Origin of the sequence: Maridesulfovibrio frigidus DSM 17176 (assembly GCF_000711735.1) — a bacterium.
Lineage (GTDB): Bacteria > Desulfobacterota > Desulfovibrionia > Desulfovibrionales > Desulfovibrionaceae > Maridesulfovibrio > Maridesulfovibrio frigidus.
Window position 1 is genome coordinate 381,731 of sequence record NZ_JONL01000001.1, and the last position, 15,911, is coordinate 397,641.

Annotated in this window: 13 protein-coding genes; 6 read left to right on the plus strand and 7 right to left on the minus strand. The window is 43.5% G+C overall.

The features are described from left to right. Positions 1 to 3: 3 nt before the first annotated feature. From BR06_RS0101785 to BR06_RS0101800, 4 genes are all read right to left on the minus strand, one after another. The gene (locus BR06_RS0101785) at positions 4 to 1,587 is read right to left on the minus strand and encodes a CheR family methyltransferase (RefSeq protein WP_031479527.1); all 1,584 of its coding nucleotides are present in this window, start codon (positions 1,585 to 1,587) and stop codon (positions 4 to 6) included. After that, the gene (locus tag BR06_RS0101790; protein ID WP_031479529.1) at positions 1,580 to 2,065 is read right to left on the minus strand and encodes a chemotaxis protein CheW; all 486 of its coding nucleotides are present in this window, start codon (positions 2,063 to 2,065) and stop codon (positions 1,580 to 1,582) included. The genes BR06_RS0101785 and BR06_RS0101790 overlap by 8 nt, the downstream gene beginning before the upstream one ends. Before the next feature lie 64 nt (positions 2,066 to 2,129). After that, positions 2,130 to 2,732: a lytic transglycosylase domain-containing protein gene (locus BR06_RS0101795; RefSeq protein WP_031479531.1), complete on the minus strand. Its 603-nt coding sequence runs from the start codon at positions 2,730 to 2,732 to the stop codon at positions 2,130 to 2,132. A 3-nt stretch (positions 2,733 to 2,735) separates the two neighbouring features. After that, a complete protein-coding gene (locus tag BR06_RS0101800) occupies positions 2,736 to 5,147 on the minus strand; it encodes a tetratricopeptide repeat-containing diguanylate cyclase (protein ID WP_034602722.1) in 2,412 nt (803 codons plus the stop codon). Between the two features lie 204 nt (positions 5,148 to 5,351). Here BR06_RS0101800 and panC point away from each other — a divergent pair, with 204 nt between their 5' ends. The 3 genes from panC to BR06_RS0101815 all read left to right on the plus strand — a co-directional run bounded on the left by panC (position 5,352) and on the right by BR06_RS0101815 (position 8,156). Further along, positions 5,352 to 6,200 carry a pantoate--beta-alanine ligase gene (gene panC, locus BR06_RS0101805; protein WP_031479535.1) on the plus strand — a complete coding sequence of 283 codons (849 nt, stop codon included), beginning with the start codon at positions 5,352 to 5,354 and terminating at the stop codon, positions 6,198 to 6,200. A 123-nt stretch (positions 6,201 to 6,323) separates the two neighbouring features. Continuing rightward, positions 6,324 to 7,493 carry a methionine adenosyltransferase gene (gene metK, locus BR06_RS0101810; RefSeq protein ID WP_031479537.1) on the plus strand — a complete coding sequence of 390 codons (1,170 nt, stop codon included), beginning with the start codon at positions 6,324 to 6,326 and terminating at the stop codon, positions 7,491 to 7,493. 141 nt (positions 7,494 to 7,634) lie between these two features. Continuing rightward, complete coding sequence (locus BR06_RS0101815; protein WP_031479539.1) at positions 7,635 to 8,156, plus strand: hypothetical protein; 522 nt, start codon at positions 7,635 to 7,637, stop codon at positions 8,154 to 8,156. A gap of 111 nt (positions 8,157 to 8,267) precedes the next feature. On the opposite strand, the gene BR06_RS0101820 is transcribed toward BR06_RS0101815, so the two are convergent. From BR06_RS0101820 to BR06_RS0101830, 3 genes are all read right to left on the minus strand, one after another. Continuing rightward, entirely contained in the window at positions 8,268 to 8,738 is a 471-nt protein-coding gene (locus BR06_RS0101820) for a hypothetical protein (protein WP_031479541.1), read from the minus strand. Positions 8,739 to 8,962: 224 nt separating this feature from the next. Next, the gene (locus tag BR06_RS0101825) at positions 8,963 to 10,063 is read right to left on the minus strand and encodes an SPL family radical SAM protein (RefSeq protein WP_031479543.1); all 1,101 of its coding nucleotides are present in this window, start codon (positions 10,061 to 10,063) and stop codon (positions 8,963 to 8,965) included. Further along, the gene (locus BR06_RS0101830) at positions 10,063 to 11,016 is read right to left on the minus strand and encodes a ParB N-terminal domain-containing protein (protein ID WP_031479545.1); all 954 of its coding nucleotides are present in this window, start codon (positions 11,014 to 11,016) and stop codon (positions 10,063 to 10,065) included. The genes BR06_RS0101825 and BR06_RS0101830 overlap by 1 nt, the downstream gene beginning before the upstream one ends. A 204-nt stretch (positions 11,017 to 11,220) precedes the next feature. On the opposite strand from BR06_RS0101830, the gene BR06_RS0101835 reads away from it, so the two are divergent. The 3 genes from BR06_RS0101835 (at position 11,221) to BR06_RS0101845 (ending at position 15,896) form a co-directional block, all read left to right on the plus strand. After that, the gene (locus tag BR06_RS0101835) at positions 11,221 to 13,284 is read left to right on the plus strand and encodes an elongation factor G (RefSeq protein ID WP_031479547.1); all 2,064 of its coding nucleotides are present in this window, start codon (positions 11,221 to 11,223) and stop codon (positions 13,282 to 13,284) included. Positions 13,285 to 13,624: 340 nt separating this feature from the next. Continuing rightward, entirely contained in the window at positions 13,625 to 14,209 is a 585-nt protein-coding gene (locus BR06_RS0101840; RefSeq protein WP_235727638.1) for a lysophospholipid acyltransferase family protein, read from the plus strand. Further along, a complete protein-coding gene (locus BR06_RS0101845) occupies positions 14,202 to 15,896 on the plus strand; it encodes a ribonuclease J (RefSeq protein ID WP_031479551.1) in 1,695 nt (564 codons plus the stop codon). The genes BR06_RS0101840 and BR06_RS0101845 overlap by 8 nt, the downstream gene beginning before the upstream one ends. The last annotated feature ends 15 nt before the right edge of the window (positions 15,897 to 15,911 follow it).

A 15,911-nucleotide genomic window follows, 5' to 3' on the forward strand; every position in this document is an offset into this window, starting at 1 on the left:
GTTTCAACCAATATTATTTTTTACAAGCTCGATCATCTCAATACATCGACCAGCAGCAGTGCCATCAGAATGAGGAACGGGATAATCCTTGTCAATCTTCTTAAGCTCTTGCAAAGCAATGCGAAAATGCCGTAAAGCCGACCCTTTATCCTGTTTTGACAAATAAATATTCCCCAAAGCAAAGTGAGCCATCACAAAGCTGCTATCCAGATAAACAGCTTTCCGAAGCTCACTTAGGGCAGAGTCAAAATCACCTTGATTCATCCTGATCTGCCCCAAAAGAAAATGAGGATCCGGTGCGACCCTATCCGCTTCGATTGACTTTTCACACCAGTGAACAGCTTCACCTAGCAACCCTGAATCAGCTTTTATACCAGCAATGACAGACAGAACTTCTGCCTTGGTACTTTGCGGTAAGTTTTCATCCAGAGATTTTTTAAGCAGAGACAAGGCTCCTAGGTTATCACCTTGTGCCCTGAGCTCACATGCAGCCTCTACAGGATTTAGAACCGAAGAGTTATCTGCATTTTCTGTAAGATCATTCGCTGATTCGGACTCGGGTGTAGAATATGAGTCATAGGTATCACATAAAAGGGAGCTATCTGTTTCACAGACCAAATAATTGTCTGCAATAAAATCAATATTATCACTCAAATCAGGATAAACACCTAAATCTGAGTTTGAAAAGTCGGAATTTTGATTGAAATCGTCAGTATATATGGAATTTAATGCTTCATTAAATTTCTTTGGAGTATAACCTTTAGTCTTTCTAAAAAGTAGAACAGAGCCAAAATTAACAGGTTCAAATTTACCGTAAGCAGTTATGAGGCCAGATTCACTTGGTGTTACAACAAGCCATCCCCCATAATTTAAACTAGTCCATATTTTATCGAGAACCTGCTCTACAGCAACCTCCGAAAAATAAATCAAAACGTTACGACAAAGGAGCACATCCATACTCATTAAGAAAAGAGGAAGCTCATCACCAATCAAATTAAATCTGGAAAAATTGGCCTTTGCTTTAATTGCATTATCTAAATTAAAAGATTGGGGGCAATTGGGTTTAAAGTAAACTTCCTGAAAATTATTTGACTCTACTCGAAAGGCCCATTTCCTATAACACCCTTCGCGCGCTTTACTCAGAGCCTCACTATCGATATCTGTCCCTAAAATTTCAGATAAAATGTGCGACCTGTGACACATCATTGCAAGGGTGTAAGGTTCTTCTCCTGTAGCGCAGGCCATAGACCAAATGCGAACAGCTCCTCCGTTCCCGCTCCCTTTACCATTCATATTGCGCAAGACTTCAAGCTCTAAGGCTTTTAGGGTATCCGGGTCCCGAAAAAAATAGGTTTCACCAATGGTAAGTTGATTTATGAATAATTCTAGTTCTTTTTCCCCCACGTTTGGGGACAATAGATAATCGAGACATTGCTCAGAGGATTCGAACCTTCCGATTTTACTAGCAGCATATACAACAGCGCTTCTCAGATCATTCCACCTGTCGCGCAAAAATTTTAACCCATAAATTTCTCTGACCATTTGAGACAGGAGGTCTATTTTTTCATCGGATAAAGATTCAGGCATCGGACGAGCCTTCTCCCTGCGTAGCAAATCGTTCAAGAGCTTCAGCCAAACTCTGCTCCTGCTCGGAATTCAAAATAGAGCCAAGGTCTTGAACCAAAATTATATCCGCACCGATCCCGGCAAATGATTTCAGATAAAAAACACCGGGCCAAATTTCATCAGCACTCTGTGACACTTCAGGTAGGATTTCAATCACGTCATTAACTTCGTCCGCAAGAATGGCAATTCTTCTCTCATTAAATTTCGTGAACAAGAAACGATCAGATACGATAACATCCCGTTCTTCATTCCCTATTTTTCTGCGTACTCCAACAACAGGAATAACAGTGCCTCCATCATTAACCACCCCTAAAACGGGATATGGAGCATCAGGCACAGGCGAAATCAATACCGCCTGTTCTACTTTGTCGACAAGAGCAGAAGATACAGCGAATTTACAGAAATCAACCTCAAAAATGACGTAATCATGCTCAGCCACAAACGATACCCCACGCTACAAAAAACAAATTTAAAAGACTTTGTAATCCCACGAAGGAGAAATTCTATTTAATCTGCTGCTCAGATTTATCTAACAAAACTTTATATTTTTTCAAAACTCTAACAGCGTATGCCTTCGAACGGACAGGATGCTTTTTCGCTGATCCTGTGTGGTAAGCGCCAACTGCGCGCCAATTATAACCATAGCTATCAAGGCAATAACGCAAAATCCATGCACCGAGTCGAACATTTTCTTCGGGGTCCAAAGCTTTGGCAGGACTTAAATCAAATTTATTAAGCCAGTATGAGTTGACTTGCATTAAGCCTACATCGAAGCTCTTTTTCTTGTTTTTTTCAATTATAGAAAGAGCTTCTACTTTTGACTCAGGATAATAACTTTTCCCTTCAACATTCAGTGCCCAAGGATTATACCCACTTTCATGATCAGCGATTGCCCTTAATATCTCCGGTTGCAAAGCAAATTCTTCAGCCACCTGTTTAAACATAGGAAGCACGGATTTTCTATCCCCTTCCCCCATCTTAACCCGCTGCTGAACCTCACCCCTAAACGTCTGTGAGAACTGCCTTTCATCACTAATCGGTACAAACATACGAAACGCAATAGCTCCGCAAAGAAGCAGATATAGAGCGATTAGAATTCTTGACACGGTCTACAATCTTGAACGGACTTGATCGGCCTCAGAATCTTTACCCTGAACTTCTAACGCCATGGCAAGAGTTTCCCAAAAGGCTTCTTTTCCAGGCTTAAGGGCAGCGCTTTGACGAGCAAGAACTTCCGCAATCTGAGGGTCTTCTCCGCTTTCCAGATACAGTCTGGCCAATAAATTCATTGCATACGCATCATTATGGTTGGCATTTAATGCTAGGTGCAAATATTCTCTGGCTTTTTCAACATCGTCTCTCGCATATGAAATTCGTGCTAAATGCCTCATAGTCAGGAAGTCCCCGCCCTTTAGCGCGGATGCCTTCAAGTAAAACTGCTCAGCTTCATCTAGACCGAGGTCCTGCTCAGCAAGCACGCCAAGCCTGACTAAACTAAAAACATTTTCAGGTTCAAGCTCAAGACAACGATGATAAGCATCTCTGGCTTTATCTAAGTTGCCGAGCATCTGACAAGCCCACCCAAGATTATACAAAGCCATTATATTATTGGGAGTAATTTCAAGAACCTGCTCAAACTGTTTCCGTGCCTGCTCCGGTTTACCAACCTGAGCATAACAAATCCCCAGTGAATTTCGCGCGAGAATATTATCAGAATCCGCTAGAAGAGCCAGCCTGAATTCCTCCACAGCGCCATAAATATCACCATCTACGTAAAGTCTGTCAGCCGCAATATTAAGCGAAACCGAATCAAACTGCGCAACCATAGGTTTATCCATCATCATCGCGTGGTCTAAACCTTTCCGGCAGTTATCAAGAATTTCACTGCGCCTATAATTCAGGAATGGAAATGAAGCGACTCCTGCAGCCAGTTCGATATCAAAATCAATTTCGCACTCCCTGACAAGCTTCAAAATCATTTCCATTGCAGAGTCTGAATCTTCTTTCGGGAAAAAATAAATAAGACTGTTTAAACTGTACCTGCCGCCAGTATGTGAAACTTCAAAAACATTCTCGGCCCTCGAGGCAACCTTCTGAACCTGAGCATCTGTAATCTTTTGAAAATTACCACCTTGATCAGTAGATCCGGACGCCAACCTAAGAACCGCAATGGAAAACTTATCCATATTCTGGCGCAAGCGACTATACCGCCCGATAAATTCCTTATAGCGGAACAATCCGGTCACTATATCACGCTGCGGAGTTGCTGAAGACTCAGGCCCAGATTGTGCATCAAAAAAGCTATCTTTCTCATCAAGCAAAGTAAGCCTGTCTCCGGCAGTTACAGGCCAGGCCGGATCACTTAAATGCAGAATTTCCGCAAACGCGATTTCTTCCTGCACCTCAATGACAACAACCTCAGCTTTATACATGGTGGGGTAAGTACCAGAAATTCTTTCATCTTCAGTAAGCTTAGCCTGAGTTCCAGACTGAAAATCAGGAGACCATATCAGAAACCTTCCCCCCTCACGCGTATCAACAGACTGCCCAAGACTAAGAGCAAGCCGTTGCAGAGGCAGAACTTCAATGACCTTGCCGCCTTTCTTCAAAATATCTGAATATGCAAAAACACAATTTCGGCCAAAATCTTTCGCGGTGGCTACAGCTTTAGCAGCCTTACGCATAAGAATTCTGCCCTGTTCAGTAGCACTGCGTTTAAAATGAGGCCCGGAGAGACTTTGCGGGTAGTTTGCAAAACCTGCACTGCAACTGATCTTTAAAACATCCCCGGTAACGGGGTCTTCTACAGGAAGACGCTCAACAATCAGGCGCATCTTCTCAGCAAGACTGGCGCAGACTTTCGGCCTTCCATCTGGAATAATGAATGCAAATTTATCTTCAAACAACCGTGCGCATACGACGGATTCAAAGACCGCTTCACATATTTTGTTACCTACTTCCGCGACAATAGAATCACCTAGAGTGTAACCATAGCGGTCATTAATCCGCTGAAAATTATCTAGATCAAGAACAACAACCCCAACGGAGCCACTGAATGTGGGAATCCCAGGATCTTTACAACCACCAGGAGCAGGCATCATGCAATTTTGGATAAGATCAAGCTCTTTAACCAGCTTGGTCATAAAATGCTCCCGAGTCGCCATACCGGTGAGACTATCTGTTATAGATGTCTTGTAGAGTAAAATTTTTTCAAGCGAAGCTGTAGCCAACGCCTCAAGGTACCGAGGAGTGGTCTTAGGAGCTTTCAGAAGTACCCCCCTTGCAATGAAGTAACAGAGATCACGCCCCTGAAGCTTCAAAGGAAGCATTACCTGGCGATCTTCCGAACTGTAACGAGTTACAAGAGGCGACTGCCCGCCTGCTACAGGCTTTGGAAAAAAAAGACTGTAGGAGTCAAAAGGCAGAAACTCACGAATTAAATCCTTAAGCGTATGCTCGTAGCGGATCAAATCTTGCGGAGTCAGACATATATTATCTTTAAAAAGGCTATCCTTGTTCATGGCAATGGCAATACCCCGCAACGGGCTTCAATACAAGTAGCTATTTTAAGCAGTGGACAAAATATTTCCGTCCCTCCCCTTCATGTATCAAAAACAATGATTATACTATGGACAGTTAAAAACTATATGGGTAAACCAAATCCCGCTCACGCCACTTATTAGTATTTACAATCGGCATCAGCGAAACAGCCGCAAGGTAAAAATATGATTATAATTAAAGACCCCAAAGAATTACAAAAAATAAGCTTGAAATTACGAAGTCAGGGAAAAACTGTCGCATTGGTGCCAACCATGGGGTATTTCCATGAAGGACACCTTAGCTTAATAGATACAGTCCGCGAGAAAGTCGATACTGTAATAGTATCCCTTTTTGTTAATCCCACACAATTTGCGCCCGGTGAAGATTTAGATAATTATCCTCATGATCTTGAAAGAGATGCAAAGCTTGCTTGTGAAAGAGGTGCGGATATTCTTTTCGCACCCGAGAAATCTAAAATGTACTATCCAGACCACTCGACATGGGTTGAAGTTCCTGAACTTGCCATAAATTTATGTGGCAAATCCCGCCCTGAACATTTTCGCGGGGTAACGACAATTGTAGCTAAACTTTTTTTGACAGCACAACCGCATATTGCAATTTTCGGCGAAAAAGACTGGCAACAACTAGCTATAATTAAACGCATGGTACGAGATTTGAATATGCCAGTCGAAGTTATCGGACATCCAATTGTGCGCGAAGCAAGTGGGCTGGCTCTCAGTTCCCGCAACGTGTACCTCAGCAACACCGAAAAAGAACTTGCCCCCTTGATCCAGAAAGGACTAAGGAACATCAAGGATATGGTCGATAAAGGCGAAAGTGAAGCTCTAACACTTACCAGTGAATTGAGAAGCTTTTACCAGAAGAACATACCGGGTAGTAGAGTTGATTATATCGAGATCGTAGATCCTGATAAAATCAACTTACTGGAAAAAGTTTCCGGTCCGGCACTATGTGCCGTAGCTATCCATTTAGGAAAGACGAGATTGATAGACAATCTACTTATTAAGGTGTAAAGAACTCGGGCTGTTTGCTTCTGTATTTAATTATCGGAAGCTTACGTTTGAGATTTTATAAAGAGTGTTAGCAGAAAACGGTTCCGCTAAACTCGACTTCATTTCACTTCAGGAGGAACTTTAATGATCAGCAGCAAAGGCAAGTACTTTTTTACCTCTGAATCCGTTACAGAAGGTCACCCAGATAAAGTGGCCGACCAGATTTCCGACTCAATCCTTGACGCACTTCTCGCTCAGGATCCAGACTCAAGAGTCGCATGTGAAACTCTGGTAACTACCGGTATGGCATTCATCGCCGGTGAAATTACTACAAGCGGATATGCCGACTTTCAGGCAATCGTTCGCGACACAATCCGTGAAATAGGCTATGTCAATTCAGACATGGGCTTTGACGCTGACACATGTGCTGTTTTATCTACTATTGATAAGCAGTCTGTAGACATCGCTCAGGGCGTTGACCGCAGCTCCCCAGAAAGCCAGGGTGCTGGCGACCAGGGCATGATGTTCGGCTTCGCATGTAAAGAAACTGACACACTTATGCCTGCTCCAATTCACTGGGCACATAAACTTTCCCGCAAACTTGCTGACGTACGCAAAGACAAAACTCTTGCTTACCTACGTCCTGACGGAAAAACCGAAGTATCTTTCGAGTACTTCAATGGTAAACCTGTCCGCATTGCCGACGTTGTTATCGCTGCACAGCACGATGACGGTATTGAGCAAGAGCAGATTTATGAAGACATTAAAAGAGAAGTAGTTCTTGCAACTCTTCCAAAAGATATGGTTGATGATGCTACTAAGATTTACATCAACACCACTGGACGCTTCGTAATCGGCGGCCCAATGGGTGATTGTGGTCTTACTGGTCGTAAGATCATCAATGACACATACGGCGGAATGGGTAACCACGGTGGTGGTGCTTTCTCAGGAAAGGATCCATCCAAAGTTGACCGTTCCGGCGCATACATGGCTCGCTACATTGCCAAAAACATCGTAGCAGCTGGCCTTGCAGAACGTGCTGAAGTTCAGGTTGCATACGCTATTGGTGTTGCTGAGCCTGTTTCAGTGCTTGCAACATCTCACGGTACCGGTGAAGTGGACGATGAAGTTTTGACCAAAGCTGTCAAAGACGTATTCGACCTGCGCCCTTGGTATATCAGTGAGAGGCTTGATCTTAAACGTCCTATCTACAAAGATTCTGCTTGTTACGGTCACTTCGGCCGCAACAATCCCAACTTCACTTGGGAAAGAACAGATGCAGTAGACGATCTCAGAACTGCTTGTAAAATCTAGCAATTTAGTTATCGATTACAGTGATATTTGAATCCCCGGAGACCTTTTTTGGTTTCCGGGGATTTTTTACACTTGAGGGTATGGCTTGAACCATGTAAAGAGACTGCTTGCATCTGAACACAACGAACAGGAGAAAAATATATGAGTGCTCTTAAAGTCACAGAAGCCACGGCTACCCCTGAATTTAACATATTTTATTTTGCAGAACTTAATGATTCAACCCGCATTGAGCAGTCCTTGATGGAAAGCTTAGAAAAATGCTGGAATGAATGGCTGCCATACCTGAAAGCCTACAAGCTTGAACAACCAGAAGGCGCAAAAGGTTCTGACTTTCTTCTCCTATTTCTGGATAAGGAAGTTGAAGATGCTGTGGAAGAGATCTGGCAGGAAACTCCTACAGAGGGACTAGCACATCACAACCTGGCAATCACCCTTATCATGTCTGCGGCTCAGAGCCTGCTTCCTGAACTAGAAGAAGGCAAATGTGCTCCGCTACCTAAACCGGGCGAAGCAGCTCTTGAAGCGTTCAAATCACTAGGACTAGAATGGAATCAGGAAGGAACAGTAAACAGACAGTACGCAGTTTTCACCCCTCACCCTTATTCCGGTGGTTGTGAAGTTTGCTATCTCGAAGAAACCTGCCCTAAAAGCAAGCTTCGTTAACAAGAAAGTCTCCGACGGCCAAAGAGGGAACTTTTTAGTTGTGGGAATAAGTTTACAATAAAAAAACCGCTAGAACTGTTGTTCTGGCGGTTTTTTGTAACGAAACATTCTTTAATCAGTAAACGCAACATTCTGCAAAAGAGTTCTCTCGCCGAATAATTTTTCTAATCTCTCTCTTTCACTTGAAAGAATCTGCATCTCAGAAATACCAATGTCTCCGACCACCCCGCCATACATCTTAAGTGCCTGATCAATAAATTCAGCTTCCACAAAACAGGCACTCAATGAATAAGTGCGATCACCCCATTTAAGCTTTATTTTTATCAAAGGGTTACGCGTGTCATGATCTGAAACTAGATTACCGGTACGCACCAAAGTATCTCGCACATTCTTTTTTAGCATCACACTAAATTTGCTCAAACTTTCTGTAAAGGAAGGTTCGAAAGCAACATAATAATATGGATCAATTTTCAAAGCGATAGATTTGCCAGGAATATTAAACATGAAAGGGCTATCGGCAAAAGCCTTGCCAATCCCTTTCTGTATCCGATCAATACGAGTTTGGTAATCTTGTAAGGACATTATAAAATCCCCCTTTAAAAATCTAATACATCAACTTATTAAGTATTTCAAATAACCACCAGAAATAAAACCAACTTAAGCTTTAATTCCCATTCCTTCCCAAAAAAACCCCCAGACTCCCTAACTCAAAAAAGCCCACTCCCCCCCTAATAAGGTTTCCAAAGGGGATTATCCCCTTTGATGGGGATGCAAGGGGCAAAGTCCTGCCCGTCGGAGACAAACACCTAATCTCCAAAAGCCTGCGACATTAAATGCTTTCCAAGTCCGCCAAGATCTTTTGGAGTATAGCCGAATACGTCCTGCCAATTTTCGGTAGATTCCATGCAGAAATACATCTGCTTGTCCATTCCGTGCTTGCGAAGCCTGTCGACTATGAACTTAAACTGACGCATCCTGAGTGGTCGTAATAAACGAACTTTGTTGTCATTTCCGATTATGTACTCGTCAAAAATGTAGGTCGTCTCGGGAAAATTACGTTCGATTATGGGCTTAAGGTGCGGCATATGCCTGAAAGATCCCATGCTCAGATAAGCGATGTTCTCAGGTTTCAGGTAATCAAATATCATGTCTACTATTTCTGCATAACCTTCGCGCCAACCATCAAAACGAATTATTGGATCAAAGTGCAAGCAAACCCTGAATCCTGCATCGGCGCAAACCTTAGCGGCTTCAAGTCTTTCTTTTAATGAGGAGACTCCAAACTCTTCGTGCTCGTTCACAAATGGCGCGTTGAGTGACCATGCAGGTAAAATCCTGTCAGTCCGTTTAACGACATCCATCCATGACAGGTCAATCACTTTGGATTTAAGCTCAAGAGCTACGTTTGGATAATCTTGTAAAAATTCTACGAGATCGCGGCTGTAACCTGTCGCGGCTTCGAGAGCGAGTGAATCGGTAAATTCACCTGTTCCTACGCGGAAACGAGCGCCAGGATCAGCGGAAAAAGCTTGCCCTAATTCATCGAAAAGATCGCCTTGGTTAGCCCAGACTTTAAGAACTTTATCCTGAAAATATGCCTGTAAAATACAGTACGAACACGCCATAGGACAATTTTCACCGATATGAATAATTCGATATCCGCAACAATGGTAGTAACGAGTTCCGGGACAGAAACGTAGAAACTTACCTTTGTACTCTTTTAGATAAAGGGACTGCCCTTCCCCTTGCTCATTATGCGGGAAGTTTTCCGGATCAACGACTTCGACTGGAAGATCTGGCAAACGGCTTGTAACTCGTTTGGTGAGCGGAGCATCTACCATTGTCTGGTCTACATAAATTTTTTCAATCCCTTTAAGATGAGAGGGAATCTTAATTTTGCTATCCATTATTTTTCCCTGCCGAGTTCAAAAAGCTCATCCCACCCGCCTGACTTCTGAATGGAGCTGAGATCTTCAATGGCCCTTTGCATGACTTCCCGTGATTTGAAACGGGTCTGAAGCATCACTTCACCAGTTTCAAAATTCCCGACAGATTCAACACGCCATTTTGTTCCGACACATATTTCGGAAACAATTTTCTCCTGCGCTTTAAGAAGCTCACTAAAGGCGGGATAACGAATCTGTTTGGCAGATTTACAAAGCCTTGCAACGCCATCCTTGGGAGACTCATTCTCACGGGCAAGCGGCAAATCGTTTTCTTCAAGAATAGTTGCGACTGGTTTCGAGTCGCGTCTAGATGTTTCGTAAAGCCAAGTGAGAAAATTCACTGCATTTGAACGGGACCAGCCCAGATTCTGAAAATATGGAAGAACTGTGGCTTTATCATCATCAGATAATTTTGAAAGCACAGTAACAGCTGCCAGCGGGATATTGCCGTCTTTAAGCACGCCATCAAAATCATGGGAAAGTTCCATCCACTCCAGCCAAAGTTTCATATCGCGAGCTTTTGGCTTAATTCCTAAAAGTGGTCCGACTCGCTGAGACAATTCTTTTTTATCCATGCGAGTGTATAAATATCTAAATACAGAAAGTTTAAGAGCATCATCCGCAACCCTTGAACGATTTTCTTCTAAATGAATAAGTGCCCGCGAAACATCGTCTCCAGCTTTAACTGCGACAGCTTTAACACTAAGTCCAAGGGATTCGGCCGCGGCAACGCGGGACCTTCCGGCAATTAGTTTAGCCTTGGAGCCATCGATTTCAACAAGCACCGGAACAAGCTGCCCTGCAGCCATGATGGAAGCTTTAAAATCTCCATCAGATGAGGAAGGATAAAGCATCCATTCGCCCGAACAGTCAATTTCCAAGGGAGCAAAACTATATATTTGAGATTCAATCACTCTCGTTACCTCCGAATTAAATTCATTTTTTTATCTTTATAACAGGTCATTTAGCAAACAACATTCATCTATTCTATGCGCTTGACATGTTAGCGTTAGTGTCTCAATATGTGTTAACCATGTAGAAGTATAAGTTGCAATATTGTGCCCGAAGCAGGGACTTTTGTTCCGGCTAGGTGAACATTCAGAGAAACGGAGTTGTGAATGTCGGAAGCCTTAAAAAACCAACGGACTTATGCACTTGTAGGCCATAGCGGTTGTGGTAAAACATCAACCGCAGAGATGCTATTATTTAACGCTGGAGTCGTTGACCGTCTAGGTAAAATTGAAGAAGGAACAACAGCCCTAGACAACGAACCTGAAGAAATTAAGCGTCGCGGATCAATCCAGCCTGGCTTTGCAGGCTATAAATGGAAGAAGAACAATCATTACCTGATCGACACTCCCGGTGATCCCAATTTTTGCGGAGACCTTCCTTATTCATTAACCGCAGCTGATGGAGCTATCTTCACCATCGATGCCGTGGATGGAGTTAAACCCCTTTCGCGCAAAGCATGGACGGCAATAGAGAAAGCCGGTCTTCCCACAGTAATTTTCATAAATAAAATGGACCGTGATCGCGCAGATTTTGACTCTGCTTTCGGCAGCCTAAACTCTTCACTCGGCATCAGCCCCGTACTGCTCCAGTATCCGATAGGAAGCAAGGAAAATTTTAAAGGCGTTGTAGATATGCTCTCTAGCATAGCGTATATGTTCGATGAAAACGGCAAGCTATCAAAAGGAGAAATTCCGGAAGACATAGCTGATGAAATCGAAATTATCCGCGAAACCATGGTTGAAACCATCGCAGAAAGCGATGAAGAACTCATGGAAAAATACCTCGAAGAAGGTGATCTCACTGCCGAGGAGATCACAAAAGGCCTAACTTCGGGCGTAAAAAACAGAACCCTATTTCCAGTATGTGTTGGCTCCGCATTAGAAAATAAAAGCGGATCTTTCCTGCTGAGCATGATTCAAAACTACCTCCCCTCTCCACTAGAACACAAGGACTGGATAAGCGAAGACGGCACAACCAGAGCATCTGATCCAGACGGCCCCGTTGCATGTTTTGTCTTCAAAACTCTCGCGGACCCCTTTGCCGGACAACTGACAGTTTGCCGTGTTCTTTCCGGAACGGTTTCTGGAGATCTGACTCTTATCAACCCCGGCCGAGAATCTAAAGAAAGACTTGGAACCATTCAAGTGCTGAACGGCAAAAACCAGACTCCGGCAAAAGATCCGGTCGGCCCCGGTGGAATCATCACACTCGCTAAATTAAAAGAAACCTTCACAGGCGATACTCTTTGCGATGAAAAAGAGCCATTTGAACTCGCAAAACCTTTAGTCGCACCACAGCTTATAACTTTTGCGCTTGCTCCAGCCGAAAAAGGTGAGGAAGACAAAGTTTTCCAAGCAATAATGAAGCTCCTTGTGGAAGACATTAATTTAACCTTATCCCGAGACATAGAATCAGGCGACATCCTGCTCTCAGGCATGGGCCAGAACCATATTGAAATCTCAGTAGAAAAAGCCAGACGCCGCTATAAAACTGATATTGTGCTGAAAACTCCGAAAGTTCCATACCGAGAAACAGTAAAAGGGACTGCGGAAGTTCAGGGCCGCTATAAAAAGCAGTCAGGAGGTCGCGGACAGTTCGGGGATTGCTGGATTAGACTTGAACCGAGCGAAAAGGGTATCGGCTATGAATTTGTAAATTCCATCGTAGGTGGAGTTGTTCCCAAGCAATACATCCCCGCTGTGGACAAAGGAGTTCAGGAAGCTGCTGCTAGAGGTTTTTTGGCGGGTGCACCTATCATCGATTTCAAGGTCACTCTTTATGATGGAACGTACCATGCGGTTGATTCATCTGAAATGGCATTTAAGGTTGCCGGATCAATGGCTTTTAAAAAAGCATGTGAATCTGCCGGAGTATCACTTCTTGAGCCTTTAATGAATATTAACGTTGAGGTTCCAGACGAATTCATGGGTGACATTATCGGTGACCTGTCCAGCCGCAGAGGAAAAGTTCTCGGCTCTGATTCAAGCCTTGGAGTTACTGAGGTTAAAGCGCATGTTCCTATGTCTGAAATACTTCAATACGCTCCAGATCTGCGTTCAATGACAGGAGGACAGGGAACCTTCACTATGGAACTTTCCCATTACGAAGAGTGTCCGCCCCAGATTGCAGAAAAAATTATAGCCAATAGCCAAACGGCATCTGAAGATTAACTTAAGCGAACAAAGCCCTAAAACAGGCCATTCACAAATAGTGGATGGCCTGTTTATTTTCCCATAACCATCCATTTATCTGAACTTTTTTTGTTTTTATTTTCTCCCCTTGTTTCCCGCGGTAAATTGCTCTATCAAGTGGGTTGTTATATAAAATAATGTAGTTTCTCTTTTGAGCTACGAACCTTTTAACACGCACAATAAATACAACCACACAATGCTAAGACTTATATATTTCTACATGCTGTTCTTTCCTCTTACTATTTTTTACTCCCTCGTAATAATTTTTTCAAAAACCCAAAAAAATTTCCACTGGAGTGAACGGACTTGGGGCAAAGCCATGCTCGACAGCAGCGGCTGTGAATTTGACGTAGACCTCAGCGAGCTCGACGAGAATCAAACTTACGTCTTCATGGTCAATCACCAGAGTTTTTTCGATATTCCACTTTTGTTCCATTACTTAAGCCCGTGGCAGTTTAAATTTGTTGCCAAGAAATCCTTATTTGATTTTCCCATCTTTGGTCATGCGATGGCAGCAGGAAAACACATTTCAATCGATAGAGAAAACCGCAGACAGGGCATGAAAGACATTCAACATGCCGTTGAAGTGGCAAACAGCGGTCATTCTCCACTAATTTTCCCTGAAGGCACACGCAATCCGAACCCCAACAAGTTGTTGCCTTTTAAAACAGGCGGCATGATTCTGGCGCTAAAATGTCAGAAACCTATAGCTCCAATTTTAATGGTGGGGCCCGAAAAATTTCTCTACAAAGGAAAACTCATTGCAAGCCCGGGCCAGAAAATTAAAATTAAAGCTCTCCCTCCGATTGACACCACTCAGTACACCGTACGAGACAGGGAAAAAGTCAAAGGAATTTTGCAGGATGCCATGGAAAAGGCATATGCGGAGATGAGAAATGAATGAACCGCAACTGACGGTATGTCCACTCGGGGGCCTTGGAGAAATCGGCCTTAACTGCATGATGCTGAGTACTCCTGAATCAGTTGTTGTCATAGACTGCGGCCTTCAATTCCCTGATCAAGCTCTTTTCGGAGTAGATATAGCTATTCCGCGATTTGATCATATCTTAGCGAATAAGGATCGTCTCAAGGCGATTATTCTAACGCACGGGCACGAAGACCACATCGGCGCTCTGCCGTGGCTCCTTCCATACATTAATGTACCTATTTATGGATCAAGCTTCACACTCGGTTTAGTCAAAAACAAACTTCAAGAGCATAATCTTCTCGACTACGTAGATCTAAGAGAAGTAAAACCGTACGACAGAGTTGATCTTGGTGATTTAGCTTTTAACTTCTTCCCGGTTTGTCATTCTATTGTTGATGGATTCGGACTTGGAATTGAAACTCCGGTCGGGCGTGTTGTTCACACTGGAGATTTCAAGATTGATAGAAATCCACTGGATGGCCACGGAACGGACCTTGAAGCATTTAGGAAATTTTCTGAACAAGGCGCTACCCTTCTTTTCTCCGACTCAACAAATGTTGAGCAGGATGGATATGCCCTTACCGAACGTGACATAAAAGCTTCCATGAAAGGACTTTTTGAAAAAGCTGAAGGACGAATTCTAGTAACTCTATTTTCAAGCCATATTCAGCGCATGCAGGAAATATTCGACCTAGCAGAAGAAACCGGACGCAAGGTAGGGATCAGCGGCAGATCACTTGCACGCAATATTGATCTAGCTCGTGATATGGGCCAGTTGCAGATTTCATCATCTTCGATAGTAGAACCAGATGACCTGCCCTACTACCACGACCACGAAATTGTTCTGTTGGTCACAGGGTCACAGGGCGAAAGCCTCGCAGCCTTAGCAAGACTTTCCACAGGAGAACATCGTCAGCTAAGGATCCATGAAGGTGATCTAGTTCTCATGTCTTCTCGCTGCATCCCAGGCAATACCAAAGCCATTACCAAGGTCATTAACAATCTATATAAGCTCGGAGCTGAAGTCCTTCATGAACGCAAACATGGCATCCATGCTTCCGGTCATGCGCACAAGGAAGAACTTCGTACTATGCTGGAAACAGTAAAGCCTAAATATTTTATTCCGGTTCATGGAGAATACAGACACCTCGTTAAGCACTCAAGATTGGCTGTGGAAACAGGCGTTGCTGTAGAAAAATCTTTGGTAATTGAAGACGGCGAGCCAATCACATTTTTGACTCACGGAATTCGCTTAGAGAACACCGTGAACGCTGAGTGCACACTTGTTGACGGCAAAGGCGTCGGAGATGTCGGCCAGAGCGTCATTAAAGAACGCCAGCTTTTAGCGGGCGAAGGACTAGTTGTAGTAACCATCATTATTGATGAAAATACTGGCGAAATTCTACGCGGACCGGAAGTTACATCCAAAGGATTCGTCTTCGAAAAAAAATACTCACACCTCCTAGAAGATGCGAAGTGCATCATACTGGATGTCTTCGAAAACATTCCTCCGGGACAGACTATTAAGCTGAAAGAAAGAATCCGTTCAGCATTAAGAAGATTTTTCCGCAAAGTTCTTGGTCGCGACCCGGTAGTTATACCTCTTATTATATCCCTTACAGGAAATGAAGCACAGGAACGTGACTCGCGATGCGAAGTATAGCTGCGTAGAAAATGA

What these genes read in the sequence shown, in the direction of transcription:
- BR06_RS0101815 (WP_031479539.1), top strand. Translation starts at nt 7,635, where the DNA reads ATGAGTGCTCTTAAAGTCACAGAAGCCACGGCTACCCCTGAATTTAAC.
- panC (WP_031479535.1), top strand. Translation starts at nt 5,352, where the DNA reads ATGATTATAATTAAAGACCCCAAAGAATTACAAAAAATAAGCTTGAAA.
- BR06_RS0101840 (WP_235727638.1), top strand. Translation starts at nt 13,625, where the DNA reads ATGCTCGACAGCAGCGGCTGTGAATTTGACGTAGACCTCAGCGAGCTC.
- BR06_RS0101785 (WP_031479527.1), bottom strand. Translation starts at nt 1,587, where the DNA reads ATGCCTGAATCTTTATCCGATGAAAAAATAGACCTCCTGTCTCAAATG.
- BR06_RS0101825 (WP_031479543.1), bottom strand. Translation starts at nt 10,063, where the DNA reads ATGGATAGCAAAATTAAGATTCCCTCTCATCTTAAAGGGATTGAAAAA.
- BR06_RS0101820 (WP_031479541.1), bottom strand. Translation starts at nt 8,738, where the DNA reads ATGTCCTTACAAGATTACCAAACTCGTATTGATCGGATACAGAAAGGG.
- BR06_RS0101845 (WP_031479551.1), top strand. Translation starts at nt 14,202, where the DNA reads ATGAATGAACCGCAACTGACGGTATGTCCACTCGGGGGCCTTGGAGAA.
- BR06_RS0101835 (WP_031479547.1), top strand. Translation starts at nt 11,221, where the DNA reads ATGTCGGAAGCCTTAAAAAACCAACGGACTTATGCACTTGTAGGCCAT.
- BR06_RS0101800 (WP_034602722.1), bottom strand. Translation starts at nt 5,147, where the DNA reads ATGAACAAGGATAGCCTTTTTAAAGATAATATATGTCTGACTCCGCAA.
- metK (WP_031479537.1), top strand. Translation starts at nt 6,324, where the DNA reads ATGATCAGCAGCAAAGGCAAGTACTTTTTTACCTCTGAATCCGTTACA.